The sequence below is a fragment of the Streptomyces caeruleatus genome, from assembly GCF_001514235.1.
Lineage (GTDB): Bacteria > Actinomycetota > Actinomycetes > Streptomycetales > Streptomycetaceae > Streptomyces > Streptomyces caeruleatus.
Genome location: NZ_KQ948928.1, coordinates 516428 through 540572, shown reverse-complemented (window position 1 = coordinate 540572; position 24145 = coordinate 516428). Strand labels below are relative to the sequence as shown.

Genomic DNA, 24145 nt, shown 5'->3' with positions numbered 1-24145 from the left:
GAAGCGCTTACTGTTGCCGCGTTGGTCGAAACTTTTCATGGCCCTCGGGCGGGCCGGAGAGGTGGTTCCCGATGGTCCGTACGGGCGGAGCGAGCGTGACCGCCGGACCGACCCTGGCCGTCGTGGCCCGTGAGGCCGGGGTGTCGGTGCCGACCGCGTCCAAGGTGGTCAACGGCCGGGAGGACGTGGCCCCCGAGACCCGCCGCCGGGTCACCGAGGCGCTGGACCGGCTCGGCTATGTCCGCAGGCCGCGCTTCGACGCGGCGAAGACACCCGGCCTGGTCGACCTCGTCGTGCACTCGCTGGACACCTCGTGGTCGGGTGCGGTGCTGCACGGGGTGGAGGCGGCGGCCCATGACGCGGGTCTCGAGGTGGTGGTCTCGGCCGGGCTGACCCGGACGCGGGGCGGGCGCCCGGAGCGGGGCTGGCTGGACAAGCTCACCGCGCGCGGCTCGTCCGGGGTGCTGTTCAACCTGGCCGAGCTGACGGCGTCCCAGTACGCCTGGCTGGAGCAGCACCGCATCCCGTTCGTGATGATCGACCCGGTGCTGGAGCCGCCGCCGGGCGTGGTGTCGGTGGGCGCGGCGAACTGGCACGGCGGTGTGACGGCGGCCGAGCACCTGCTGGCGCTCGGCCATGAGCGGATCGCGGTCATCGCCGGTCACCAGCGCAAGATGTGCAGCACCGCCCGGGTCGCCGGGTACCGCTCGGCGCTCGCGTCGGCCGGGGTGCGGCACCGTCCCGAGTACGTCCGGCACGCGAGCTTCGACGAGGGGGTCGCCCGGCGCCGGATGCTGGAACTCCTCGACCTGCCGGAACCGCCGACCGCCGTCTTCGTCTGCTCGGACCGGATGGCCCTCGGTGTCTACGAGGCGCTCGCGGAACGGGGACTGAGCGTGCCGGACGACATGAGCGTGGTGGGCTTCGACGATCTGCCGGAGGCCCGCTGGATCGCCCCGGCCCTGACCACGGTCCGTCAGCCGCTGTCGGAGATGGCGGCGACGGCGCTGCGCCTGCTGGTGCGGATGATGGACGGGGAGCGGCCGGAGAGCACGCGGACGGAGCTGTCGACGCGGCTGGTGGAGCGGGCGAGCACGGCCGTGCCGCGCGCGCCGTCCCGCTGAGGCTTCACCTGGTCGGCCGAGCGGGCCCCGGTTACGGATGCCGGGCCGTGTGCGCGGCGAGCGCCTGGCCGGCGGACCAGGGCGGCCGCACGGCACGGCACCTCGTCAGCGCAGGTGAGCGGGGTCCGGTGCGGGCTGCCGCACGGCGGAGGACGGGGTCGACGCGGGGCGTCGGTCACTGACGACAACGCGGCAGAGGGGCGGGCCGGGCCCCGTGACGCCGGGCTGATCCGCCGGACAGGCCCTAGCGTCGAGGGGCCGGTGGACCGCCAGGTCGAGCAACTCGGCAGTGTCCGGAAGGAGCGTGGTCGGTGTGGCCCGTAACCGCCGTCTGATCCTGAGCTCGCCGTCGCAGGTCTGGGGGCTGCTGTCCGAGGGCCATCGCTACGGGGAGTGGGTGTCGGGAACGCAGCAGGTCCTCGAGGCTGACCCGCACTGGCCCGACGTGGGCGCCCGGCTCCAGGTCCGGGTCGGGGTGGGGCCGCTGGTCCTCGACGACACCTGCGTCGTGCGGATCTGCGAACCGCAGCGCCGGCTGGAGCTGGAGGCGAAGGCGGATCCCTTCGGCGCGGCCCGGATCGCCATGCGGCTGATCCCCTGGGGCGAGAACACCCTCGTCACTCTGGACTGGCACGCCCTGCGCGGCCCCGGCATCCGGATGCACGGGCTTCCCGTCGACTATCTCGTCCGCATCCGCAACGGCATGATGCTCACGAAACTCGCCCGCATCGCGGTGCGCGAGGCCGACGGCAGCGCCGTAGGCACCCACGCCCACTGAGCGGTTCCGGCGCGCGGCGCCGACCTTGATCACGTTGGCCCGACAGGGTGGTTGATGCGCCGACCGGCCCGTCCGCCCTGGTCGCGGCGTTGATCATTGCTAGCTTCGCGAGCTGTCCGAGGGTCCCGGGGCATCGAGCCGAGGCGGGGCCACGGCCATCAGCTGAGGCGAGAGTCGAGAGGGACGGGTATGAGCGAAGAGCCGGACAGTCAGGCGGTTGCCCCGTTCAGGCGCAGGAGTTTCCTGGCGTCGGCCGCGTTGGCGAGCGGCGCGCCGGCCGCCGTCGTGGCCGCCGGTCCCGCGCAGGCCGCCGCGCCGGCGGCGGGCGGTGCGCTCGCGGCGCCCGCCCTCGGATCCGTGGCGCGGCTGCTGGCCGTTCCCGCGGACAGCCGCGGGGTCAACTGGATCAGGTCGGCCCTTCAGGTGGCCGTGGGACTCGAACTCGCCACCATCCCGCCGTACTTCTGCGGCCTGTGGTCCGTGAAGGACCGGCGCAGCGAGGTCGCGCGGCTGATCCAGCGCATCGTCGGCGACGAGATGTACCACCTCGGCATCGTCTGCAACCTGCTGGTGGCCGTGGGCGGAAGGCCGCAGATCAAGGCCGCGGCGCCGGTCTACCCCGGCCCGCTGCCGGGCGGTGTGCGGGCCGGCGTGACCGTCTACCTGTCGGGCCTGACCAAGGCCTACGTACGCGATGTGATGATGGCGATCGAGGCCCCCGAGGAGTCGCTGGTCCGCAGCGCGCAGGCCTCGCCCACCGTCGGCGAGTTCTACGAGGAGCTGCTGCGGGCGTTCCGGACGGTGCGGCCGGAACTGTCGGCGCGGGGGCAGCTGTCGCAGTACGTCTTCTCCGACGACCTGTCGCCGATCGTCACCCCCGACCACGTCGAGCAGGCCGTCGAGATCATCATGGAGCAGGGCGAGGGCACGAGCAGCTCGCCGTCGGCCTCCTTCGAGGACGACCACCCGGCGCACTACTACGCCTTCGGCGAGATCTACCACGGCCGTGAGCTGCGCCGCACCGACCAGGGCTGGAGTTACGTCGGCGCGCCCGTGCCCTTCCCCGACGTACGGCCCATGGCTCCGATCCCGGCAGGCGGCTGGCCCGATCCGCCGGCCCGGGTGCGGCAGCTCCTGTACCAGTTCGACGCCACCTACAGCACCGTGCTGGACACCCTCGACGCGGCCTGGGCGGGCGGCGGTCACCGCACCCTGGACGCGGCCATCCACGCCATGCGCGGTCTGGAGCGGCCCGCCGTGGAACTGATGGAGACCCCGAACCGCTACGTCCCCGGCACCTACGGCCCCCAGTTCCGCGCGCTCCGCAAGCGGCCTGTGGTCTCCTGACGCATGCCGGTGGCCGTGAACGTGCTCACGGCCACCGTTGATCCGCATGACGCACACCCCGATCGAGATCACCGCCGAGTTGGTCCGGGAGCTGCTGAATGAGCAGCACCCCGATCTCGCCGACCGCCCCGTGCGGCTCGGCGCGCGCGGCTGGGACAACCGGCTGTGGCGGCTCGGCGACGAACTCGCCGTCCGTCTGCCCTGGGTGACCGAGTCCGCGGACGTGCTGCTGCACAACGAACACACCTGGCTGCCCGCGCTGGCCCCGCACCTGCCGCTGCCCATCCCGGTCCCGCAGCGCCTCGGCCACGCCTCCGAGCGGTTTCCGCGGCCCTGGATCGTCACCACCTGGGTGCGGGGCGAGCCCGCCGACCGCGCCCCCGCCACCGACGCCGAGTCCTCCGCCGACGCGCCGGCCGCGTTCCTGACGGCCCTTCACCGTCCCGCCCCCGCGGGGGCGCCCGTCAGCCGCAGCCACCGTGGCGGTCCGCCGGCCGACCACTCCGCTGGGTTCACCGGGCAGCTGGACGCCGCCACCGCGATGGGGCTGATCCCCGACCCGGACGCCGTGCGCGCGGTCTGGAAGGACGCCGTCGCCGCGCCCGAGTGGGCGGGGCCGCCGCTGTGGCCGCACGCCGATCTGCACCCGGCCAACGTCGGCACCGCGCACGGCACCTTCAGCGGCGTGATCGACTTCGGTGACCTCTGCCCGGGCGATCCGGCCTACGATCTCTCCGGCGCCTGGCTTCTGCTGCCCGACGGCGCGGCCGACCGCTTCTTCGCCGCCTACGAGCCGACGCCGGACGCCGCGACCCTGCGCCGGGCCCGCGGCTGGGCGGCCGCCAAGGCCATCGCCGGCCTCCTCATCGGGGAGGCCGGAGTCCAGGGCCGCCCCGGTGGCAAGCCCACCTGGGGCCCGCCCGGCCGCGCCACGCCGGCCCGTCTCGTCGCTAGGCCGACTTCGCCGCCCAGTTGATGCCGCCGAGGAGGTGGGCGCGGAAGTCGGGGTCGTCGTAGGCCTCGGCGGCGTGGCCGAGGGCCGTGTAGAAGACGCGCCCGGCTCCCTGCTCACGGCACCACGCCAGCGGATGGTCCTCGCCCATGCCGCCGCCGTCGTACGAGGACTCGTCGGCGCTGACCAACACCCGTACCGCGCCCCGGGGGTTGCTGCGGAAGTCGTACCACTCGTCGACGAAGTCCCATACGGCGGGCAGGTGCCGGGTGGCCGGGTGCTCGTGGTCCTCGACGAGCGCCTTGCCCGGCTGGTACTCGGGGTGCCGGTCGAACCGGGCGCCGAGCAGCTCGCCGTAGTACGGCCAGTCGTACTCGGTGCAGGCCGCCGCGTGCACCCCGACGAAGCCGCCGCCCGCCTCGACGTAGGCGGCGAGCCGCTCGCGCCCGGTCGGGGTGAGCACCTCCCCGCTGGTGGAGAGGAAGACGACGGCGGCGTATCCGTCCAGGGGCCGGTCGAGGGCTGTCGGGTCCTCGGTGTGGTCAACCTCGAAGTCGGCGAGGGTGCGTACGGCTTCGACGCCGGCCGGGATGGACGCGTGCCGGTAGCCGGTGGTCCGGGTGTGGACGAGGAGTCGTGCGGGCATGCTGCCGAGCCTAGGTGACCTGGGCGGACGGGCCCACTGCCGCAAGTGGTCCGAAAATTTCGGATCCCACGCGGCAGCGGCGCCGACGGGTCCAACAACCCGGTTTGTTGGGCCGGTTCACCCACAAGGGCAGAGGGCACCCCGCGACAATGCGTGCATGAACCATGACTGGCAGCAACAGATCCACGCGCTCCACGAGGAGTTGGTCCGGCGTGACGACCCCGCCGCCTGGGTGCGGGAGGCCGACGCGGTGGACGCCTCTCTGCAGTATCCCGGGTTCGCCCTGCGGGGGCCGGTGTTCGGGGTCGCCGTGCAGGATCCGGCGGTGGGGCCCGAGTGGCGGGTGTTGCAGCCGGTCGTGAACGGCATGCCGCAGATGTGCCGGGACGCGCTGAACACCTATCTGTGGTTCCGCGCGAAGGACGACACCGACGATCCGGCCGTACGGCGTGAACTGCTGGCCGCCGTGGACGTGTTGAGCCGGGAGCCGGTGAACGAGGTCGTGGCGTGCGGGGTGCGGTACCGGATCGTGCGCGGGGACGAGTTCACGCGCTGCGACGACCGGAACGGGCTGGAGCCGCCCCGGCCCACCGACCCGGAGCCCGCCGAACGGACCTGGGACCCGCGCGCCGACCACGTCCCCTCCCCCGACCTGGACTTCGTCCTCGACCCCGATCCCCTCGACGACGGCCCGATGGCCGGCGCCCTGCGGGCGGCGCTGCGAGGCTTCGCGTATCAGGGCATCCGGTTCCCGGCCCTGGTGCGGCGCGACTCGGAACGGGCGGTGCTCTCGCATCCGACGATCGTGCTGCTGCCGACCTGCTTCGGCGTGGTCGAACGGGAACGCACCGGCTGGGAGCCGGCCCTCGCCCTCCAGTCCACCCCGCATGACGCCCGGCGGGTGCTGTACGACGCGCTGGGCGAGATGTGGCCCATGCTGTACCGGTTCGACGACGCGAGGAAGGCCGTGTACGCGAAGGCCGCCGAGGAGTTCCGGTCGCGCGAACGCGCCGACGAGGCCCGGGTAGAGGGCCGCGTCTTCCGGATCTGCCGTACCGAGCGCCTGCTTCGTATGGGCCCGGACGGCCCGGAGACCCCGCGCCCCTCGGACAGGGACGACTACGGCCCCATGAAGATCCATCCGACGCTGCTCGACGACGGCACGCTCGTCTACGACGAGTGACCCGACGCCCACCGTCCGGCGCACAGGTGTTCCATATGGCGCGCCGCTCTGCGTAGCCTCGGCTGCGATGAACGCCATTCCCGCGCTCCTGGACCATCTCGTCCTCGCGACCCCCGACCTGTCCGCCACGGTCGCCGGCTTCGCCCGACGCACCGGCGTGACCCCCGCCCCGGGCGGCGTGCACATCGGGCTCGGCACCCGCAACTACCTGGTGTCGCTGGGCGGCGCGAGCTATCTGGAGATCATCGGCCCGGATCCCGAGCAGTCCGCGCCCGGGCAGCCCCGCCCCTTCGAGGTCGACGGACTCACCGCCCCGCGCACGGTGACCTGGGCGATCAGCCCGCCCGACCTGGACGAGGCCATCGAGGCCGCCCGGGCCCAGGGATACGACCCCGGCGCGGCGCAGACGATGAGCCGCCGCAGACCCGACGGCACCCTGCTCCGGTGGCGGCTCACCGACGGCGACGACGCCCACCCGTCCGGCCTCGTCCCCTTCCTCATCGACTGGAGCGCCACGGTCCACCCCACCGCCTCCGACCTGCCGGTCACCCCCCTGCTCTCCCTGTCCGCGAGCGCCCCCGACCCGGCCGAGATCCGCCCCCTGCTGTCGGCACTCGGCACGGACCTCGACCTCACGACGGGCCCGGTGGGCATCTCGTTCACGGTGGACACACCGCGGGGTCCGGTCACGTTCCACTAGGGCTCTAGATGTCCGAAAGACGTCCGATTCCTTCAAGACCGGCCGCCGACCGGCTGCCTACGGTGGCCGCATGACTCCACGATTCGACGCCATCGGCCTGGTCGTCTCCGACATGGCCGCCTCGGTCGCCTTCTACCGCCGCCTGGGCTTCGCCTTCCCCGACGGTGCCGAGGACGAGCCCCACACCGAGGCCGAACTCCCGGGCGGACTGCGCCTGCTGCTGGACACCGAGGCGACGGTGCGGTCCTTCCTCCCGCAGTGGCAGCCGCCCAGCGGCGGCGGCCGTCACGCCCTGGCGATGCGCTGCGACGATCCGACGGAGGTCGACGCGGTGTACGAGGACCTGGTCGACGCCGGCTACCACGGCGAGCTCAAGCCGTGGGACGCCTTCTGGGGCCAGCGGTACGCCTCCGTACACGACCCGGACGGCAACGGCGTCGACCTGTTCGCGCCCCTAGGGCCCTAACCGCCACGCCGGCCGAGTAGCTGACCGAGCGGCAGTCCCGTGAGTTCCTTGACGTCCCGGGCCAGATGAGCCTGGTCGGCGAACCCCGCCCGAACGGCCGTCTCGGCGAAGCCGACGCCCTCCCGGGCCAGCGCGAGAGCCCGTTGCAGCCGCAGGATCCGGGCGAGCGTCTTGGGGCCGTACCCGAAGGCGGTGAGCGATCTGCGGTGCAACTGGCGTGCGCCGAGGCCGAGTTCGTCGGCGGTGGCGGCGACCGGACGGCCGGCGTGGAGGGCTCCGACCAGCCTGTCCAGCAGGGGGTCCGACGGGGTCGCGCGTTCCAGTGCGACCTCTTCGAGCGCCGTCGCGGGGTCGGCGGCCGCCGCGACACGCCCTTGCAGCCGTCGCACCTCCGCCGCGGGCCACAGCTCGGTCAACTCCACCCGCCGGTCGCGCAGTTCGTACGCCGGCGCCCCGAAGAAGGCGGGCGCGGTCCCCGGCCCGAAGCGCAGCCCCACCCAGGTACGCGGCGCGCCCTCGGTGACGTACGCCCGCGTGTCGGGCCCGGCCACAAGGAGCCGCCCGTCGTTCCAGAGCAGATCCATGCACCCGTCGGGCAGCACCCGCCCCGCGCCGGGTCCACCAGGCGTGTTCGTCCACATCACGGCACCAGGCAACCGTGAGGCCCACTCCGCGTACATACGGACGAGGCTACGTGGCGCGCCCCGCCCACCACACGCACTCCCACGGCGAACCCGCTCTATCCCACGACCCGAGCCCGATAGTCCTGCGGACTCACCCCGTAAACCCTCTTGAACGCACTGGACAACGCGAACGCGCCCCCGTAGCCAACCCGCCGGGCGATGGCATCCAACGTGTCCCCGGTGTCCCGCAACGCGTCCGCCGCAAGCCCCAGCCGCCACCCCGTGAGATACGTCATCGGCGGCTCCCCCACCAGCTCCGTGAACCGCCGGGCCAGCGCCGCCCGCGACACCCCCGCCTTGCCGGCCAGCGAGGCCACCGTCCACGGGTGGGCCGGATCGTCTTGGATCAGCCGCAGCACCCGGCCGACGACCGGGTCGGCCATGGCCCGGTACCAGGCCGGGGCCGCCGCCTCGGGACGGGAGAACCAGGCCCGGAGCGCGGCGATGACCAGCAGGTCGAGCAGCCGGTCCAGGACGACCTCCTGCCCGGGCTCGTCGCGGACGATCTCCTCCATGAGGTACGGCGTGAGCGGGCAGTCCCACACGTCGGCCGGGAGGCACAGCAGCGGCGGCAAGGCATTCAGCAGCCGCCCGCTGATCTCGCCCTGCCACAGATAGGTTCCGATCAGCATCACGGCCGACCCGTCGAGCCGATCACCCCACGTGCGCACGCCCAGGTCCATCGAGCCGTTGAGGGAGCGCCCGTCGGGGTAGCGGCACTCGGCGCCCGGGAGGATCAGGGCCTGGGGCGCGGTGCCGGGGTCGTCGGCGCAGGTGTAGGGGTCGGGGCCGCGGGCGACGGCGAGGTCGCCGGGGCGCAGCCGGATCTGCTCGCCCCTGTCCGGGACGACCCAGGCCTCGCCGCGGACCATGACCATGACGGTGAGCGGGGCGCGGTCCTCGACGCGGATGGACCAGGGCGGTTCGAAGCACGCGCGGATCATGAAGGCGCCACGCGCGCGTGGGCCCTCCAGCAGGCCGGCAAGGGCGTCCATGGCGTCAGCGTAGACGGCCGCGCATGGGAATGAGCCGTTCAGCGATGGGCTGTTGGGGCGCACGGCCGTTGACTGGAGGCATGACGCAGAACGCAGCCGGAACGGCGAACACGCAGCGGATGACGGTAGTGGTGACCGGGGCCTCGGGTCGTACGGGCAGCCGGGTGGCGGAAGCGGCGCGCGGGGCGGGGCTCGCGGTACGGGCCGCTTCCCGGGCGCGGGGCTTCGACTGGGAGGACCCGACGACATGGGCGCAGACGTTGCGGGACGCGGACGCGGCGTATCTGATGTACCCGTCGGACGTGGGTTCCCCGGCGGCGGCGGAGGGCGTCGGGGCGCTGGCGCGGGAGGCGGTCGGGCTCGGGGTGCGGCGGCTGGTGCTGCTGTCGGCGCGCGGTGAGGACCAGGCGTTGCCGACCGAGGAGGCGCTGACGTCGTCCGGCGCGGACTGGACGATCGTACGGGCGTCGTGGTTCTCGCAGAACTTCAGCGAGGGGCCGCTGGTGGAGGGGATGGTCCACGGGGAGCTGGTGTTCCCGGCGGGCGAGGTGCGGGAGCCGTTCGTCGACGTGCGGGACATCGCGGACGTGGTGACGGCGGTGCTGACGTCCGGTGACCGCTATGTGGGGCGGACGCTGGAGCTGACCGGGCCGCGGCTGCTGTCGTGGCGGGAGGCGGTCGCGGAGATCTCCGGGGCGACGGGCGGCACGATCACGTACACACCGGTCCCGACCCGGTCCTACGGCGAGGCCCTGGCCGGTTTCGGGGTGCCGCCCGAGGAGGTCGAGCTTCTGACCGAGGTCTTCGACACCCTCATGGACGGCCGCAACGCCCATGTCACGGACGACGTCCGGGAGGTAGTGGGCCGGGCGCCGCGCGACTTCGCCGACTTCGCGCGGGAGGCCGCGGCGGCGGGGGCGTGGAAGGCCTGAGCGGACGCGCGGCCGCACAAGCCCTAGGAGTCCTCGGGCTTGTGCGGTGGGTGGTGGTGGGTGCTCTTGGCGTGGGTGCGCAGCCGCGAGGTGACGTCCTCCGGGGGGAGGAAGCGGGTCCAGCGTTCGGGGAACTCGGACGGCATGTCCGGGTCCTCGGGGTCGTGGTCGTGGGCCGCGGCGGCCCGGGCGACGTACTCGGCGACCTGGGCCTCGCGCAGGCGTTCGTTCGCGGCGCGGGCCGCGGCCGTCGCGGCGGCCGGCCAGACCCGGTCGATCGCGGCGTTGACCGCGGCCCCGACGAGCACGGCGAACGCGGACACACCGATCCACAGCATCACGGCGACGGCGGCGGCGAGGGAGCCGTAGATCGACGCGCCCTCGATCGTGTTCGTCAGGTAGATGCGCAGCAGGAAGCTGCCCAGCACCCACATGCCGAGGGCGACCAGCGCGCCGGGCACGTCCTCGATCCAGGGCGAGCGGACCGGCACGGACACGTGGTACAGCGTCGTCAGGAACGCGATCGACAGGACGATCACGACCGGCCAGTACAGGACCTGCACCAAGGTCTCCGACCACGGCACGATCCGTACCACCGCGTCCGGTCCCGCCACCATCAGCGGCAGCGCCACCGAGCCGATCAGCAGAGCCGCGATGAACAGCAGGAACGCCACCAGCCGGGTCTTGACGATGCCGCGGACGCCGTCGAGGCCGTACATCACGGTGATCGTGTCTATGAAGACGTTCACCGCGCGCGACCCCGACCACAGGGCGAACAGGAAGCCGACGGAGATGACGTCGGGGCGGCCGCCGTGCATCACGTCGTCCAGGATCGGCTGGGCGATCTGGCGGACGCCCTTGTCGGACAGGACGGTGCGCGAGGCCTCGATGAGGTTGGCCTCCAGGCTGCTGATGGTGTCGGTGCCGGTCCAGTCGTCGACGTAGCCGAGGAGGCCGATCATGCTGAGCAGCAGCGGCGGCACCGACAGCAGCGTGAAGAACGCGGCCTCGGCGGCGAGGCCCAGGATGCGGTACTCGATGCAGGAGTTGACGGTGTCCTTGATCAACAGCCAGGCGGTCCTGCGCTTCGAGACGTTCCGGTAGAGGACACGCGCCCGGTGGAGACGCCCGGAGGGCTGCTGAGGGGACGATTCGCTTGCTGGCTGCACGAACCAAAGGTATCCGCCGTGCGGGGGCGCACTCACCGCGGCGCCGGGTCCGATGTTCACGGCCTGTCCGATCCCGCGCGCCGGTGCCGTGTCACGGTGGAGACCGACGCCTTATGGAGGGATAGGTTCACAGCCATGGCAGGCAGCACGCACACCGTGACCAACCAGCCCCCGCCCCTTGTCGGGTACGACGCCTACACCTCCGACCGGGCCCTGAGCGAAGCCGTCGAACGGCATCTCGACCCGGAGCTGCTGGACGAGGTCCGGGGCGAGCTGGCGGCGCTCGGGAAGACCTGCGGGTCGGCGCAGGTGCAGGAGTGGGGAGTGCTGGCCAACGAGCACCCGCCGACGCTGCGCACCCATGACCGCTACGGCCACCGGGTCGACGAGGTCGACTTCCATCCGGCCTGGCACCGGCTGCTCGGCAAGGGCGTCGCTGCGGGGCTGACCGCGGCCTGGGGGCGGCCCGGCGGCCACGTCCGACGGGCGGCGGCCTTCGTCCTGTGGACCCAGGTCGAGGCCGGCAACGGCTGCCCGCTGTCCATGACCCATGCCGCCGTCCCCGCCCTGCGCACGGATCCCGCCCTCGCCGCCGAGTGGGAGCCGCGGCTGACGTCCATGATCTACGACCGTGAGCTGCGGCCCGCCGGGCACAAAGCCGGTGCCCTGTTCGGGATGGGCATGACGGAGAAGCAGGGCGGCAGCGACGTACGCGCCAACACGACGGCCGCCACCCCGCTCGCGGAGGCCGGCACGTACACTCTGACCGGCCACAAGTGGTTCTGCTCGGCGCCGATGTCGGACGGCTTCCTGGTTCTCGCGCAGGCGCCCGCGGGGCTGACCTGCTTCCTCGTCCCGCGCGTGCTGGAGGACGGCAGCCGCAACGTCTTCCTGATCCAGCGTCTCAAGAACAAGCTGGGCAACCGCTCCAACGCCTCCGCCGAGGTCGAGTTCGACGGGACCTGGGCGCGCCGGGTCGGTGAGGAGGGCCGCGGGGTGCGCACCATCATCGAGATGGTGGCGGCGACCCGCCTGGACTGTGTCCTCGGCTCGGCGGGCCTGATGCGGCAGGCCGTCGCGCAGGCGGTCCACCACTGCGCCCACCGCGAGGCGTTCGGCGGGAAGCTCGTCGACCAGCCCCTGATGCGCAACGTCCTGGCCGACCTGGCCGTCGAGTCCGAGGCGGCGACCGTCCTCGCGCTGCGCCTCGCCGCCGCCTACGACGACGGCGGCGAACAGGAGCGCGCCCTGCTGCGGATCGCGGTGCCGACCGCCAAGTACTGGGTGACCAAGCGCTGCACGCCCCTCACGGTCGAGGCCTCCGAATGCCTGGGCGGCAACGGCTACGTCGAGGACTCCGGCATGCCCCGCCTGGTCCGTGAGTCCCCGCTGAACTCGATCTGGGAGGGCGCCGGCAACGTCCAGGCCCTGGACGTCCTCCGCGCCCTGCAGCGCGAGCCGGCTGCCCTCAACGCCTACCTCCAGGAGGTGGGCAAGGCCCGCGGCGCCGACCACCGCCTCGACGCGGCGATCAAGGCCCTCCTGACGGAACTGGCCGACCTGGAGCACATCGAGGGACGGGCCCGGCGACTGACAGAGCGCCTGGCCCTGGTCCTCCAGGCCTCCCTACTGGTCCGCTTCGCTCCCCCAGAGGTAGCGGACACCTTCTGCGCCTCCCGCCTGGGCACCGACGGAGGATCCACCTTCGGCACCCTGCCCTCGACGCTGAACCTGCGTTCAGTGGTGACCCGGTCAAGGCCGCAGGCCTGACCGAGGGGCGCTGGGAACTGCGCGACCAGCCACGACGCACCCGCAGCCGCAAACGAAACCCACCCCGGCACCCACCTGAGGCGCCCTGCTCAACCGCCGGAGGTAGGGGGTGGTGCTGCGCCGACACGGCACCACCCCCACCATGGCCCGTTCGAGGCCGCGAACGCCGCTCGGGACGGCGTTGCTCAAGTTTCAACCAGGCCAGAGCCAGTCCACCAGGGTTGCAAGGGGTTGCAACTTGTTGGCGTCTGTGTGCGGAGTGTGTGCCTCCGCGAGCGGCGGGCGGCACTATGAGACACACGGTCAGGACACACCCGAACGGAGAGGACCCTTGGCGCACTCGCCGACGGACGTGACGCAGCTGGCGGTCGTGGACGCGGCGCGGGCGGCGCGAGTACTCAGCGAGGTCCGCGCCGCCACGCTCTCCGGCCGGCGCGCGCCCCTCGCGCCGCGCCCGGTGATCGAGCAGTCCTGGTCACGCATGCTGCGCAGCGGCGTCGACCCGGACCACGACGTCCGGTCCGGGCTGCTGACCCGCGAGGAGGTGCAGCGGCGCCGGGAGGACACCGCGCTCAGACATGTGCTGCCGGTGCTGCGCGAGGGCCTGCTGTCGGTCGCGGACGTCGCCCACCACATCATGGTCGTCGCCGACGACGACGGCCGGGTGCTGTGGCGGGAGGGCAACTCCTCCGTGCTGCGTAAGGCGGACAACCTGGGCTTCGAACTCGGCGCCGACTGGCGCGAAAGCGTCGTCGGCACGAACGGCGTGGGCACCCCGGCGGTCGTGCGCCGGCCCGTGCAGGTCTTCGCCTCCGAGCACTTCCAGCGCTCGCAGACCTCCTGGACCTGTACCGGTGCCCCCATCACGGATCCCCGGGACGGCAGGCTGATCGGCGTAGTGGACGTCAGTGGGCCGCTGGAGACCATGCATCCGGCGACGCTCGCCTGGGTCGACTCGGTGGCCAAGCTCGCCGAGGCCCGGCTGCGGGAGCTGCATCTGACCTCGCTGGAGCGGTTGCGCGCGGTGGCGGCGCCGCTGCTGGCGCGGCTGCCCGACCGGGCGCTGGTGGTGGACCGGGACGGCTGGACGGCCGCGGTGTCCGGGATGCCGTACACGCATCGGATCGCGCTGCCCAAGTCGCTGTCGCCGGGCCGGCGGTGGCTGCCGCCGCTGGGCCTGTGCTCGGTGGAGCCGCTGGCGGGCGGCTGGCTGCTGCGGGCCTCGGAGGAGCAGGTTCCGGCCGCGACACGGATCGCGCTGGACCTGACCCAGCCGCGCCGCTGGTCGGTGACGGTGTCCGGCGGCGCGGGCTCCTGGAGCCATGAACTGAGTCCCCGGCACGCGGAGTTGCTGTACCTGCTGGCGCTGCACCGGTCCGGCCGCAGCGCCGCGGGGCTGGCCGAGGACGTGTTCGGGGACGCGGGCCGTACGGTGACGGTGCGCGCGGAGATGTCCCGGGTACGGCGTTACCTGGGGGCCTTCCTTGAACATCGGCCGTACCGCTTCCGCGAGGACGCGGAGGTCGAGGTGCTGCTGCCGGACGACCCGCGCGATCTGCTGCCGCACTCGACGGCACCCGCGGTGGCGCGGGGGCGGATCTCGGCCGACGTGCCCTGACTCCGGACGTCCCGGGGAGTGCATCTTCCGCATATTTGCAGGGTCTTAGTCCGCAACCGTGCCCAACTGCCGTAGCATCCCTGTACGGGCCGCCCCACCTGCTCCTTTGGTCAACGCACGGACCAATAGCCGCAGTTGGCCCGCCTCGGGAGGTTGTGATGAAGCACCGCGGCAGACATCGTCGACGCAAGCAGGGCCGCGCGGCGCGCGCGTTCCTCGCCGGAACCGCCCTCGCGCTCACCGCCGCCGCCACGATGATCAGCGCGTCACAGGCCACGGTCGGCGACAACCCCGGCGCGCTGGAGCCCCTCACCAGGGCGGCGGAGACCCGCGCACTGCGGCTCCAGGAGCAGCTGGTCCCGCAGGCCACCCTCGACGAGCTCTCCTCCGGGATGGGCAGGCCGGTCGGTGTCGGCGCCGTCCTGGAGACCGCCGACCGCAGTCTGCGCACCGCGTCCGGCTGTACGGCCGACGAGCGCACGGCGCTGCCGGTCGCGCCGGCGGCCACCCGCGCGTACTGCTGGGACGCCGCCGACACCCGGAGCTGGCGGGCGGGCGCGGTCACCACCTCGGGCGACGCCGACGACGACGGCTGGTGGAACGACCACCGGGTGCTGCTCTCCGGCTGGAGCCAGGGCTCCGCCGACCGCGGTCTCGCCCGGATCGCCTTCGTCGACGCGGGCGACCTGAGCCGCCTGAGGTACGCGTCGGCCCTCCTCGTCGTCCCGGTGGACGGCGGACGCGACTACCGCGCGCTGACCTCCCGTCTCTCCGGCATGGTCTGGTACCAGGACAAGCTGCTGGTCACCGCGGGCGACGGCCTGTACGTGTACGACATGAACCGCGTCCAGCGCACCACGGTGGACAGCCCCGCGGTGGGCCGCGTCGAGGAAGGCTGGTCGGCGCACGGTTACCGCTTCGTCCTGCCGGCCGTCGGCTCGTACCGGCTGACCGGCGGAAGCATCGCCCCCGCGCTCGGCGGCATCTCCCTCGACCGGGCCACGGCGCCCGACAGCCTGGTCGCGAGCGAGTGGACCGGCGCCGACAGCGACCGGCACGCCCGTCTGTGGCGCTACGACTTCAGCAAGGACCCGGCCCGCCCCGGTCTGCTCTCCACGGACGCCACCGGATCCGCCTCGGCGGTCGAGGCGTACGAGACGGAGGCCTCCGGCATCGCGGGTGTCCTGTCGCACCCGTCCGCCGGGACGGACCGCTCCGACTGGTACGTCAGCCGCGCCCCGGGCTCCACCGACCGGCAGGGCAGCCTGTGGCGCCAGGACACGGACGGCGCCGAGGCGACCCGCTGCGGTTCCGAGGACGCGCCCCGCTGCTGGGGTGTCCAGGCCGGCCCGCTGTCGTACTGGGAGGCGACCGGCGAGGTCTGGTCCCAGTCGGGCCGGGCACTGTTCGCCGTACCGCTGACGTCGATCGAGCGGGCGCTGGGGTAACCGCCCGGCCGGCGCCGGCCGGCGTGGACGCCGATCGACAGATCGGCCGCCCGGATGATTCCCTGACCGACATGCCCAACATCGCCGTGACCACCTGGTCCCTGGAACAGACCGCACCCACCGACCTCCTCCCGGCCCAGGCCCCGGAGGGCGACGTACGGATCGTCCGCTCCGAGGTGCCCTCCCCCGAGTTCAGCCGGTTCCTGTACGCGTCCGTGGGCGGCGACATCCTCTGGGTGGACCGGCTGCGCTGGACGTACGCGCAGTGGCAGGCGCATCTGGAGCGTCCGGGTGTCGAGACGTGGGTCGCCTACGACCGGGGGACCCCGGCCGGGTACGTGGAGCTGAGCCCGCAGGACGACGGGGTCGTGGAGATCGAGTACTTCGGGCTGATTCCGGCCTTCCGCGGCCGCCGTATCGGAGGTCATCTGCTCTCGTACGGCGCGGCCCGCGCCTGGGATCTCGCGGAGCGCTGGCCGGGGCTGGCGCAGACGAAGCGGGTCTGGCTGCACACGTGCAGCAAGGACGGGGAACACGCCATGGACAACTACCTGCGGCGCGGCTTCAAGCTCTTCGACACCAAGGTCGAGGAGGAGGCCGTGGTGGCCACGCCCGGTCCGTGGTCCGGCGCTTACCCTGGCTGAGCTGGGGAGAAACGGTCCGATACGGGCCATGTGACCGACACCACCCTTGTCTCACCCTCCGGGACAAGGGTGTCCGCATCTTGGACGAAGCTGGACTCTGTCCAGATCGCCGTGACACGCTTCCGTCATGTCCGGAACTGGAATTGCCTTGGTGAGTCGGCGGCACGTCGACCTCGGCCGCATGTCCAGCGCCATCTGTCCGGCGCGCTGACAGCCCCGCAGCGCCCGACATCTCTCTCTTGTCGCTTCATTCCCGCGCAATGACGCGCACCTATACCCATGCGCCCGTATGCGCAGGTCAGAGCCGAATTCCCGCCTGTCCCGAAGGACGTATCAACCATGGCCGCCACCCCGCAGAAACCTGCCGCCGCGACTCCCCGCCGCAAGGTGAGCCGTCACCGCGGTGAGGGTCAGTGGGCCGCGGGGCACCACACCCCGCTGAACGGCAACGAACAGTTCAAGAAGGACGACGACGGTCTCAATGTGCGGACACGCATTGAGACGATCTACTCCAAGCGGGGCTTCGACTCGATCGACCCCAACGACCTGCGCGGTCGTATGCGCTGGTGGGGTCTGTACACCCAGCGCAAGCCCGGGATCGACGGCGGCAAGACCGCGATCCTGGAGCCGGAGGAGCTGGACGACAAGTACTTCATGCTGCGGGTGCGCATCGACGGCGGCCGCCTCACCACCCAGCAGCTGCGGGTGATCGGTGAGATCTCCGAGGAGTTCGCGCGGGGCAGCGCGGACATCACCGACCGGCAGAACATCCAGCTGCACTGGATCCGCATCGAGGACGTGCCGGAGATCTGGAACCGCCTGGAGGCGGTCGGGCTGTCCACCACCGAGGCCTGCGGCGACTGCCCGCGTGTGGTCATCGGCTCCCCGGTCGCCGGGATCGCCGAGGACGAGATCGTCGACGGCACCTGGGCGATCGACGAGATCCACGAGCGGTACATCGGCAGCAAGGAGTTCTCCAACCTGCCGCGCAAGTTCAAGACGGCGATCTCCGGCTCCCCGCTGCTGGACGTGGTCCACGAGATCAACGACATCGCCTTCGTCGGTGTCGAGCACCCCGAGCACGGCCCCGGCTTCGACCTGTGGGTCGGCGGCGGCCTGTCCACCAACCCCAAGCTCGGTGTCCGGCTCGGCGCCTGGGTGCCGCTGGCCGAGGTGCCGGAGGTGTGGGCCGGAGTGGTCGGCATCTTCCGTGACTGGGGCTACCGGCGGCTGCGGACGCGCGCCCGTCTGAAGTTCCTCGTCGCCGACTGGGGCCCGGAGAAGTTCCGCCAGGTCCTGGAGGACGACTACCTCAAGCGCAAGATGGTCGACGGCCCCGCGCCCGCCGACCCCTCGGGCCGCTGGCGCGACCACGTCGGTGTGCACCGGCAGAAGGACGGCCGCTACTACGTCGGTTTCGCGCCGCGCGTCGGCCGCGTCGACGGCGCCACGCTCACGAAGATCGCCGAGGTCGCGGAGGCGCACGGCTCGGGCCGGGTCCGGACCACCGTCGAGCAGAAGATGATCGTCCTCGATGTCGAGGAGGCGCAGGTCGAGCCGCTGGTCGAGGCCCTGGAGGCGCTGGACCTGACGGCCAAGCCGTCCCCGTTCCGGCGCGGCACCATGGCCTGCACCGGCATCGAGTACTGCAAGCTCGCCATCGTCGAGACCAAGGCGCGCGGCTCCCAGCTGATCGACGAACTCGAGCGCCGCATCCCGGAGTTCGACGAGCCGATCACCATCAACCTCAACGGCTGCCCGAACGCCTGTGCCCGTATCCAGGTGGCGGACATCGGTCTCAAGGGTCAGCTGGTCCTCAACGAGCAGGGCGAGCAGGTCGAGGGCTACCAGGTGCACCTCGGTGGCGCGCTGGGCCTGGAGGCCGGCTTCGGCCGCAAGGTGCGTGGTCTGAAGGTCACCTCCGACGAGCTGCCCGACTACGTCGAGCGCGTGCTGAAGCGCTTCCAGGACGAGCGTGAGGACGGCGAGCGGTTCGCCGCCTGGGCCTCGCGCGCCTCCGAGGAGGCACTGTCGTGAGCGTCAGCGAACGACAGCGAAAGGAGGGGTCATGAGCGAGCGGGCCGCCCCCTTCTACTGCCCCTACTGCGGTGACGAGGACCTCCGTCCCAGCGAGCAGGGTCACGGCGCGTGGGAATGCGCGGCGTGCAACCGCGCATTCCAGTTGAAGTTCCTCGGGCTGCTCGCCCAGGGCCTTCAGCACAACGACGCAGGGGGAGAACAGATATGACGACGCTTCAGGAAGAGCGCACGACCGACGATCTGAAGGCGCTCGCCGAGCAGGCGGGCCGTGACCTGGAGGACGCCTCCGCGCTGGAGATCCTCCAGTGGGCGGTCGGCACCTTCGGCAAGCGCTTCTGCGTGACCTCGTCGATGGAGGACGCGGTGGTCGCCCATCTCGCCTCCCGTGCGATGCCCGGCGTCGACGTCGTGTTCCTCGACACCGGCTACCACTTCGAGGAGACCATCGGCACCCGGGACGCGGTCGAGGCCGTGATGGACGTCAACGTCATCACCCTCACCCCGCGCCAGACGGTCGCCGAGCAGGACGCCGAGTACGGGCCCAAGCTGCACGACCGCGACCCCGACCTGTGCTGCAAGCTGCGCAAGGTCGAGCCGCTGGAGCGGGGCCTGAAGGACTATGTGGCCTGGGCGACCGGACTGCGCCGCGACGAGTCCCCGACCCGGGCGAACACCCCGGTCGTCAGCTGGGACGAGAAGCGGCAGAAGGTCAAGATCTCCCCGATCGCCCGCTGGACGCAGGACGACGTCGACGCCTACGTCACCGAGCACGGCGTCCTCACCAACCCGCTGCTGATGGACGGCTACGCCTCCGTCGGCTGCGCCCCCTGCACCCGCCGGGTCCTTGAGGGCGAGGACGCCCGCGCCGGGCGCTGGGCGGGCCGCGCCAAGACCGAGTGCGGGCTGCACGGCTGACCCATGACCGAGTCTTCTGCGTTTCCCACGCCTTCTGCGAATTTGGAGAACCACGTGACGAGCGGAGCCACCGTCTGGCTCACGGGTCTGCCCAGCGCCGGCAAGACCACCATCGCCTACGAACTGGCCGGCCGGCTCCGCGAGGAGGGCCACCGCGTCGAGGTGCTCGACGGCGACGAGATCCGCGAGTTCATCTCGGCGGGCCTCGGCTTCAGCCGTGAGGACCGGCACACCAACGTGCAGCGCATCGGCTTCCTCGCCGAACTGCTCGCCCGTAACGGCGTGACGGCGCTCGTCCCAGTGATCGCGCCCTACGCCGACAGCCGTGACGCGGTGCGCAAGCGCCACCAGGAGAACGGGTCGCCGTACCTGGAGGTGCACGTGGCGACTCCGGTCGAGGTGTGCTCCGTACGCGATGTGAAGGGTCTTTACGCCAAGCAGGCCGCGGGCGAGCTGAGCGGTCTGACCGGCGTCGACGACCCGTACGAGGCGCCCGAGTCGCCCGATCTGCGCATCGAGTCGCAGAACCAGACCGTCCAGGAATCCGCGGGCGCGGTCCACGCGCTGCTCACCGAGAGGGGACTGGCATGACGACGACCGTTGCCACGGTCAAGGGGGGCGAGGACGGTACGGACTCCCCGTACGCCCTCTCCCACCTGGACTCGCTGGAGTCCGAGGCCGTCCACATCTTCCGTGAGGTGGCGGGCGAGTTCGAGCGGCCGGTGATCCTGTTCTCCGGCGGCAAGGACTCCATCGTCATGCTGCACCTGGCGCTGAAGGCGTTCGCGCCGGCGCCGGTGCCGTTCACGCTGCTGCACGTCGACACGGGGCACAACTTCCCCGAGGTGATCGAGTACCGCGACCGTACGGTCGAGAAGCACAACCTGCGGCTGCATGTCGCGTCGGTGCAGGACTACATCGACCGGGGTGTGCTCAAGGAGCGCCCGGACGGCACGCGCAACCCGTTGCAGACGGTGCCGCTGACGGAGAAGATCCAGAGCGAGAAGTTCGACGCGGTCTTCGGCGGCGGGCGGCGCGACGAGGAGAAGGCGCGCGCCAAGGAGCGGGTGTTCAGCCTGCGGGACGAGTTCTCGCAGTGGGACCCGCGCCGCCAGCGGCCCGAGCTGTGGAACCTGTACAACGGCCGGCACGCGCCCGGTGAGCACGTCCGTGTGTTCCCGCTGTCCAACTGGACCGAGCTGGACGTGTGGCAGTACATCGCCCGCGAGGGCATCGAGCTTCCGCAGATCTACTTCGCGCACGAGCGTGACGTGTTCGCCCGCAGCGGCATGTGGCTGACGGCGGGCGAGTGGGGCGGGCCCAAGGACGGCGAGACCGTCGAGAAGCGGCTGATCCGGTACCGGACCGTCGGTGACATGTCCTGCACGGGCGCCGTCGACTCCGACGCGGTGACGCTGGAGCAGGTCATCGCCGAGATCGCCGCGTCCCGGCTCACCGAGCGCGGCGCCACCCGCGCCGACGACAAGCTCTCCGAGGCCGCGATGGAAGACCGTAAGCGCGAGGGGTACTTCTAAGCATGAGCACGATCACGACCGAGGAGCTCTCGGCCACCACCCTGCTGCGGTTCGCCACCGCGGGCTCCGTCGACGACGGCAAGTCCACCCTGGTCGGCCGGCTGCTGCACGACTCCAAGTCAGTCCTCGCCGACCAGCTGGAGGCCGTCGAGCACGCCTCCCGCAACCGCGGCCAGGAGGCGCCCGACCTGGCGCTGCTGACGGACGGTCTGCGGGCCGAGCGCGAGCAGGGCATCACGATCGACGTGGCGTACCGCTACTTCGCGACGCCGCGCCGCCGGTTCATCCTCGCCGACACCCCCGGGCATGTGCAGTACACCCGCAACATGGTGACGGGCGCGTCGACGGCCGAGCTGACGGTGATCCTGGTCGACGCCCGCAACGGCGTCGTCGAGCAGACCCGCCGGCACGCGGCCATCGCGGCCCTGCTGCGGGTGCCGCACGTCGTGCTCGCCGTGAACAAGATGGACCTGGTCGACTACCAGGAGTCCGTGTTCGCCGCGATCGCCGAGGAGTTCACGGCGTACGCGCTGGAGCTGGGCGTCCCGGAGATCACCGCGATCCCGATCTCGGCGCTGGCCGGCGACAACGTGGTGGACCCGTCCGCGAACATGGACTGGTACGGCGGGCCGACCTTCCTGGAGCACCTGGAGACGGTCCCGGTCACCCACGACCTGAGCCACTGCCACGCCCGGCTGCCCGTGCAGTACGTGATCCGGCCGCAGACCGCCGAGCTCCCCGACTACCGGGGTTACGCCGGTCAGATCGCCGCCGGTTCGTTCCGGGTCGGCGAGTCGGTGACCGTGCTGCCGTCCGGCCGTACGTCGACGATCTCCGGCATCGACCTGCTGGGCGAGCCGGTCGACATCGCGTGGACCACGCAGTCGGTGACCCTCCTGCTTGAGGACGACATCGACATCTCGCGCGGCGACCTGATCGTGCCGACCAAGGACGCGCCCCCGACCACGCAGGACATCGAGGCGACGGTCTGCCATGTCGCCGACGCGCCGCTGACCGTCGGTCACCGGGTGCTGCTGAAGCACGGCACCCGCACGGTCAAGGCGATCGTCAAGGACATCCCGTCCCGGCTCACGCTGGACGACCTGTCCCTGCACCCGCACCCCGGGCAGCTCGTCGCCAACGACATCGGCCGGGTGAAGATCCGTACCGCCGAGCCGCTGCCGGTCGACTCCTACGCCGACTCGCGCCGCACAGGATCGTTCATCCTGATCGACCCGAACGACGGCACCACGCTCACCGCGGGCATGGTCGGCGAGTCGTTCGCCTCGCCTGAGCCGGTCAAGGACGAGGCCGAGGACGACGGGTGGGACTTCTGATCATGTTGGCCCACGACGTCTACTCCACGTTCGCGAAGGAGGGCGGCCGCGTCGGCAGCGGCGCCCTGGGCAGCGGGCAGGGCGGAGTGGCGCGATGTGTGCGCTGACCCGCGTGCACCGTATGCGCGCCGCCGCGCACGAACCCGCCGACTTCCCGGCCACGACCTGACACGGGCGTGACGCCGGGCCACCGAGAGGAACACCTCCCGTGCCTGCCACTCCCGCCCTGCGACGGACGTTCGCGGTCCTGGCCGCGCTGCCGCTGCTGGCCCTCGCGGCCTGCGGCTACGGCTCCCAGGCCAAGGAGAACACGGAGCACGCCGTCGCCGGGGCGGCCAAGGTCGACGGTCTGGACTCGGTGCGGATCGGCTACTTCGGGAACCTCACGCACGCCACGGCGCTGGTCGGGCGGCACGAGGGGCTGTTCCAGAAGGAGCTGGGCGGCACGACGGCGGAGTACGCCACGTTCAACGCGGGGCCGTCGGAGATCGAGGCGCTGAACTCCCAGTCCATCGACATCGGCTGGATCGGCCCCTCCCCCGCCATCAACGGCTACCTCAAGTCGAACGGCACCAACCTGCGGATCGTCTCCGGTTCGGCCTCGGGCGGCGTGAAGCTCGTCGTCGACCCGGACAAGATCAAGTCCCTGAAGGACGTCAAGGGCAAGAAGATCGCCACGCCGCAGCTCGGCAACACCCAGGACGTGGCATTCCTCAACTGGGTCTCCGAGCAGGGCTGGAAGGTCGACGCGGAGAGCGGCAAGGGCGATGTGTCCGTCGTCCGTACGGACAACAAGATCACGCCGGACGCCTACAAGTCGGGCTCGATCGACGGCGCGTGGGTGCCGGAGCCGACGGCGTCGAAGCTGGTCGCCGAGGGCGGCAAGGTGCTGCTGGACGAGGCCGACCTGTGGCCGGACAAGAAGTTCGTGATCACGAACGTCATCGTGCGGCAGGACTTCCTCAAGGAACACCCCGAGGCAGTCGAGGCCGTACTGCGCGCCTCCGTGCGGACCAACCGGTGGATCGACGACAACCCGGAGAAGGCGAAGGCCGCGGCGAACGCGCAGCTGAAGGCCGACACCGGCAAGGCGCTGCCGGCCGCCGTGCTCGACCCGGCGTGGCAGTCCATCCAGGTCACCGACGACCCGCTGGCGGCCACGCTCGACACCGAGGCGAAGCACGCGGTCGAGGCGGGCCTGCTGCAGAAGCCTGACCTGACCGGCATCTACGACCTGACACCGCTGAACAGGGTCCTCAAGGCCGAGGGCGAACCCGAGGTCGACGACGCCGGGCTCGGCGTCGAGTAAGTCCCGTTTCCGGATTGAGCGAGTTCCCCAGGAGGTGACGACCATGGCTACCGCCCTCGCCAAGGCCGCCGACACGGATGCGTCCGTGGAGCACGCCGCGCGTATCGACCACGTTTCGAAGTCCTTCGCCGGCCCCGCCGGACAGCAGCTCGTCCTGGACGACATCACGCTCGATGTCGCTCCCGGCGAGTTCGTCACCCTCCTCGGGGCGTCCGGCTGCGGCAAGTCGACGCTGCTGAACCTGGTCGCCGGGCTGGACAGGCCCAGCGCGGGCAGCATCACGACCGACGGCCGGCCGGCGCTGATGTTCCAGGAGCACGCGCTGTTCCCGTGGCTGACCGCGGGCAAGAACATCGAACTCGCCCTCAAGCTCAGGGGGGTCGCCAAGGCCGAGCGGCGCGAGCGGGCCGAGGAGCTGCTCGAACTGGTCCGGCTGAAGGGCGCGTACGGCAAGCGGGTGCACGAGCTGTCGGGTGGGATGCGGCAGCGGGTCGCCATGGCGCGGGCGCTGGCGCAGGACAGCCGGCTGCTGCTGATGGACGAGCCGTTCGCGG

Annotated in this window: 25 protein-coding genes; 21 read left to right on the top strand and 4 right to left on the bottom strand. The window is 71.8% G+C overall.

The annotated features are described in order from the left end of the window. Nucleotides 1–71: 71 nt before the first annotated feature. The 4 genes from AQJ67_RS17870 (at nucleotide 72) to AQJ67_RS17855 (ending at nucleotide 4225) form a co-directional block, all read left to right on the top strand. Nucleotides 72–1124: a LacI family DNA-binding transcriptional regulator gene (locus AQJ67_RS17870; RefSeq protein WP_062719842.1), complete on the top strand. Its 1053-nt coding sequence runs from the start codon at nucleotides 72–74 to the stop codon at nucleotides 1122–1124. Between the two features lie 313 nt (nucleotides 1125–1437). After that, entirely contained in the window at nucleotides 1438–1902 is a 465-nt protein-coding gene (locus AQJ67_RS17865) for an SRPBCC family protein (RefSeq protein WP_107122916.1), read from the top strand. Between the two features lie 189 nt (nucleotides 1903–2091). Continuing rightward, entirely contained in the window at nucleotides 2092–3249 is a 1158-nt protein-coding gene (locus AQJ67_RS17860; protein ID WP_062719840.1) for a ferritin-like domain-containing protein, read from the top strand. A gap of 46 nt (nucleotides 3250–3295) precedes the next feature. Beyond that, a complete protein-coding gene (locus AQJ67_RS17855) occupies nucleotides 3296–4225 on the top strand; it encodes an aminoglycoside phosphotransferase family protein (RefSeq protein ID WP_062719838.1) in 930 nt (309 codons plus the stop codon). Here AQJ67_RS17855 and AQJ67_RS17850 read toward each other — a convergent pair. Continuing rightward, nucleotides 4200–4847: a ThuA domain-containing protein gene (locus AQJ67_RS17850; protein WP_062719836.1), complete on the bottom strand. Its 648-nt coding sequence runs from the start codon at nucleotides 4845–4847 to the stop codon at nucleotides 4200–4202. The genes AQJ67_RS17855 and AQJ67_RS17850 overlap by 26 nt on opposite strands. Nucleotides 4848–5004: 157 nt before the next feature. Here AQJ67_RS17850 and AQJ67_RS17845 point away from each other — a divergent pair, with 157 nt between their 5' ends. The 3 genes from AQJ67_RS17845 (at nucleotide 5005) to AQJ67_RS17835 (ending at nucleotide 7196) form a co-directional block, all read left to right on the top strand. Next, the gene (locus AQJ67_RS17845; protein ID WP_062719834.1) at nucleotides 5005–6030 is read left to right on the top strand and encodes a DUF5954 family protein; all 1026 of its coding nucleotides are present in this window, start codon (nucleotides 5005–5007) and stop codon (nucleotides 6028–6030) included. Between the two features lie 67 nt (nucleotides 6031–6097). After that, a complete protein-coding gene (locus tag AQJ67_RS17840) occupies nucleotides 6098–6730 on the top strand; it encodes a VOC family protein (RefSeq protein ID WP_062719832.1) in 633 nt (210 codons plus the stop codon). Nucleotides 6731–6800: 70 nt separating this feature from the next. Then, on the top strand, nucleotides 6801–7196 hold the full coding sequence (locus tag AQJ67_RS17835) for a VOC family protein (RefSeq protein WP_062719830.1): 396 nt from the start codon (nucleotides 6801–6803) through the stop codon (nucleotides 7194–7196). Here the strand turns inward: AQJ67_RS17835 and AQJ67_RS17830 are convergent. Beyond that, complete coding sequence (locus tag AQJ67_RS17830; RefSeq protein ID WP_062719828.1) at nucleotides 7193–7876, bottom strand: helix-turn-helix domain-containing protein; 684 nt, start codon at nucleotides 7874–7876, stop codon at nucleotides 7193–7195. The two genes, AQJ67_RS17835 and AQJ67_RS17830, sit on opposite strands and share 4 nt — an antisense overlap. A gap of 59 nt (nucleotides 7877–7935) precedes the next feature. Beyond that, nucleotides 7936–8874, bottom strand: coding sequence for an AraC family transcriptional regulator (locus AQJ67_RS17825; protein ID WP_062719826.1), 939 nt, complete (start codon nucleotides 8872–8874; stop codon nucleotides 7936–7938). An 80-nt stretch (nucleotides 8875–8954) separates the two neighbouring features. Here AQJ67_RS17825 and AQJ67_RS17820 point away from each other — a divergent pair, with 80 nt between their 5' ends. Then, complete coding sequence (locus AQJ67_RS17820) at nucleotides 8955–9806, top strand: Rossmann-fold NAD(P)-binding domain-containing protein (RefSeq protein WP_062719824.1); 852 nt, start codon at nucleotides 8955–8957, stop codon at nucleotides 9804–9806. 23 nt (nucleotides 9807–9829) lie between these two features. On the opposite strand, the gene AQJ67_RS17815 is transcribed toward AQJ67_RS17820, so the two are convergent. Then, on the bottom strand, nucleotides 9830–10975 hold the full coding sequence (locus AQJ67_RS17815) for a YihY/virulence factor BrkB family protein (RefSeq protein WP_079056021.1): 1146 nt from the start codon (nucleotides 10973–10975) through the stop codon (nucleotides 9830–9832). A gap of 135 nt (nucleotides 10976–11110) precedes the next feature. On the opposite strand from AQJ67_RS17815, the gene AQJ67_RS17810 reads away from it, so the two are divergent. The 13 genes from AQJ67_RS17810 to AQJ67_RS17750 form a co-directional block, all read left to right on the top strand. Further along, complete coding sequence (locus AQJ67_RS17810) at nucleotides 11111–12745, top strand: acyl-CoA dehydrogenase family protein (protein ID WP_062719820.1); 1635 nt, start codon at nucleotides 11111–11113, stop codon at nucleotides 12743–12745. A 331-nt stretch (nucleotides 12746–13076) separates the two neighbouring features. Then, on the top strand, nucleotides 13077–14363 hold the full coding sequence (locus AQJ67_RS17805; RefSeq protein WP_062719818.1) for a GAF domain-containing protein: 1287 nt from the start codon (nucleotides 13077–13079) through the stop codon (nucleotides 14361–14363). Nucleotides 14364–14521: 158 nt separating this feature from the next. Further along, nucleotides 14522–15811 carry a hypothetical protein gene (locus AQJ67_RS17800; RefSeq protein WP_062719816.1) on the top strand — a complete coding sequence of 430 codons (1290 nt, stop codon included), beginning with the start codon at nucleotides 14522–14524 and terminating at the stop codon, nucleotides 15809–15811. A 71-nt stretch (nucleotides 15812–15882) separates the two neighbouring features. Further along, complete coding sequence (locus tag AQJ67_RS17795) at nucleotides 15883–16455, top strand: GNAT family N-acetyltransferase (protein WP_062720090.1); 573 nt, start codon at nucleotides 15883–15885, stop codon at nucleotides 16453–16455. A gap of 127 nt (nucleotides 16456–16582) precedes the next feature. Next, the gene (locus AQJ67_RS50435; RefSeq protein WP_310591794.1) at nucleotides 16583–16666 is read left to right on the top strand and encodes a putative leader peptide; all 84 of its coding nucleotides are present in this window, start codon (nucleotides 16583–16585) and stop codon (nucleotides 16664–16666) included. A 128-nt stretch (nucleotides 16667–16794) separates the two neighbouring features. Beyond that, nucleotides 16795–18492 (top strand): nitrite/sulfite reductase, encoded by a 1698-nt coding sequence (locus AQJ67_RS17790; protein WP_062719814.1) that lies wholly within the window; start codon nucleotides 16795–16797, stop codon nucleotides 18490–18492. A 31-nt stretch (nucleotides 18493–18523) separates the two neighbouring features. Continuing rightward, nucleotides 18524–18703 (top strand): hypothetical protein, encoded by a 180-nt coding sequence (locus AQJ67_RS17785; RefSeq protein ID WP_062719812.1) that lies wholly within the window; start codon nucleotides 18524–18526, stop codon nucleotides 18701–18703. Beyond that, nucleotides 18700–19410: a phosphoadenylyl-sulfate reductase gene (locus AQJ67_RS17780; protein ID WP_062719810.1), complete on the top strand. Its 711-nt coding sequence runs from the start codon at nucleotides 18700–18702 to the stop codon at nucleotides 19408–19410. Before AQJ67_RS17785 ends, AQJ67_RS17780 begins: the two co-directional genes overlap by 4 nt. Nucleotides 19411–19413: 3 nt before the next feature. After that, the gene (cysC, locus tag AQJ67_RS17775) at nucleotides 19414–20001 is read left to right on the top strand and encodes an adenylyl-sulfate kinase (protein ID WP_079056007.1); all 588 of its coding nucleotides are present in this window, start codon (nucleotides 19414–19416) and stop codon (nucleotides 19999–20001) included. Then, on the top strand, nucleotides 19998–20945 hold the full coding sequence (gene cysD, locus AQJ67_RS17770; protein WP_062719806.1) for a sulfate adenylyltransferase subunit CysD: 948 nt from the start codon (nucleotides 19998–20000) through the stop codon (nucleotides 20943–20945). The genes cysC and cysD overlap by 4 nt, the downstream gene beginning before the upstream one ends. A 2-nt stretch (nucleotides 20946–20947) precedes the next feature. Next, complete coding sequence (locus tag AQJ67_RS17765; protein ID WP_062719803.1) at nucleotides 20948–22282, top strand: sulfate adenylyltransferase subunit 1; 1335 nt, start codon at nucleotides 20948–20950, stop codon at nucleotides 22280–22282. Nucleotides 22283–22490: 208 nt separating this feature from the next. Next, nucleotides 22491–23591: an aliphatic sulfonate ABC transporter substrate-binding protein gene (locus tag AQJ67_RS17755; RefSeq protein WP_062719801.1), complete on the top strand. Its 1101-nt coding sequence runs from the start codon at nucleotides 22491–22493 to the stop codon at nucleotides 23589–23591. Nucleotides 23592–23634: 43 nt separating this feature from the next. Then, a partial coding sequence (locus tag AQJ67_RS17750; RefSeq protein ID WP_244190484.1) for an ABC transporter ATP-binding protein occupies nucleotides 23635–24145 on the top strand: 511 nt, incomplete at its 3' end.

Excerpts from the sequence above, each read along its gene's own strand:
- AQJ67_RS17870 (WP_062719842.1), top strand. The coding sequence starts at position 72 with ATGGTCCGTACGGGCGGAGCGAGCGTGACCGCCGGACCGACCCTGGCC.
- AQJ67_RS17860 (WP_062719840.1), top strand. The coding sequence starts at position 2,092 with ATGAGCGAAGAGCCGGACAGTCAGGCGGTTGCCCCGTTCAGGCGCAGG.
- AQJ67_RS17855 (WP_062719838.1), top strand. The coding sequence starts at position 3,296 with ATGACGCACACCCCGATCGAGATCACCGCCGAGTTGGTCCGGGAGCTG.
- AQJ67_RS17850 (WP_062719836.1), bottom strand. The coding sequence starts at position 4,847 with ATGCCCGCACGACTCCTCGTCCACACCCGGACCACCGGCTACCGGCAC.
- AQJ67_RS17845 (WP_062719834.1), top strand. The coding sequence starts at position 5,005 with ATGAACCATGACTGGCAGCAACAGATCCACGCGCTCCACGAGGAGTTG.
- AQJ67_RS17840 (WP_062719832.1), top strand. The coding sequence starts at position 6,098 with ATGAACGCCATTCCCGCGCTCCTGGACCATCTCGTCCTCGCGACCCCC.
- AQJ67_RS17835 (WP_062719830.1), top strand. The coding sequence starts at position 6,801 with ATGACTCCACGATTCGACGCCATCGGCCTGGTCGTCTCCGACATGGCC.
- AQJ67_RS17830 (WP_062719828.1), bottom strand. The coding sequence starts at position 7,876 with ATGTACGCGGAGTGGGCCTCACGGTTGCCTGGTGCCGTGATGTGGACG.
- AQJ67_RS17825 (WP_062719826.1), bottom strand. The coding sequence starts at position 8,874 with ATGGACGCCCTTGCCGGCCTGCTGGAGGGCCCACGCGCGCGTGGCGCC.
- AQJ67_RS17820 (WP_062719824.1), top strand. The coding sequence starts at position 8,955 with ATGACGCAGAACGCAGCCGGAACGGCGAACACGCAGCGGATGACGGTA.
- AQJ67_RS17810 (WP_062719820.1), top strand. The coding sequence starts at position 11,111 with ATGGCAGGCAGCACGCACACCGTGACCAACCAGCCCCCGCCCCTTGTC.
- AQJ67_RS17800 (WP_062719816.1), top strand. The coding sequence starts at position 14,522 with ATGAAGCACCGCGGCAGACATCGTCGACGCAAGCAGGGCCGCGCGGCG.
- AQJ67_RS17795 (WP_062720090.1), top strand. The coding sequence starts at position 15,883 with ATGCCCAACATCGCCGTGACCACCTGGTCCCTGGAACAGACCGCACCC.
- AQJ67_RS50435 (WP_310591794.1), top strand. The coding sequence starts at position 16,583 with ATGTCCGGAACTGGAATTGCCTTGGTGAGTCGGCGGCACGTCGACCTC.
- AQJ67_RS17790 (WP_062719814.1), top strand. The coding sequence starts at position 16,795 with ATGGCCGCCACCCCGCAGAAACCTGCCGCCGCGACTCCCCGCCGCAAG.
- AQJ67_RS17785 (WP_062719812.1), top strand. The coding sequence starts at position 18,524 with ATGAGCGAGCGGGCCGCCCCCTTCTACTGCCCCTACTGCGGTGACGAG.
- AQJ67_RS17780 (WP_062719810.1), top strand. The coding sequence starts at position 18,700 with ATGACGACGCTTCAGGAAGAGCGCACGACCGACGATCTGAAGGCGCTC.
- cysC (WP_079056007.1), top strand. The coding sequence starts at position 19,414 with ATGACCGAGTCTTCTGCGTTTCCCACGCCTTCTGCGAATTTGGAGAAC.
- cysD (WP_062719806.1), top strand. The coding sequence starts at position 19,998 with ATGACGACGACCGTTGCCACGGTCAAGGGGGGCGAGGACGGTACGGAC.
- AQJ67_RS17765 (WP_062719803.1), top strand. The coding sequence starts at position 20,948 with ATGAGCACGATCACGACCGAGGAGCTCTCGGCCACCACCCTGCTGCGG.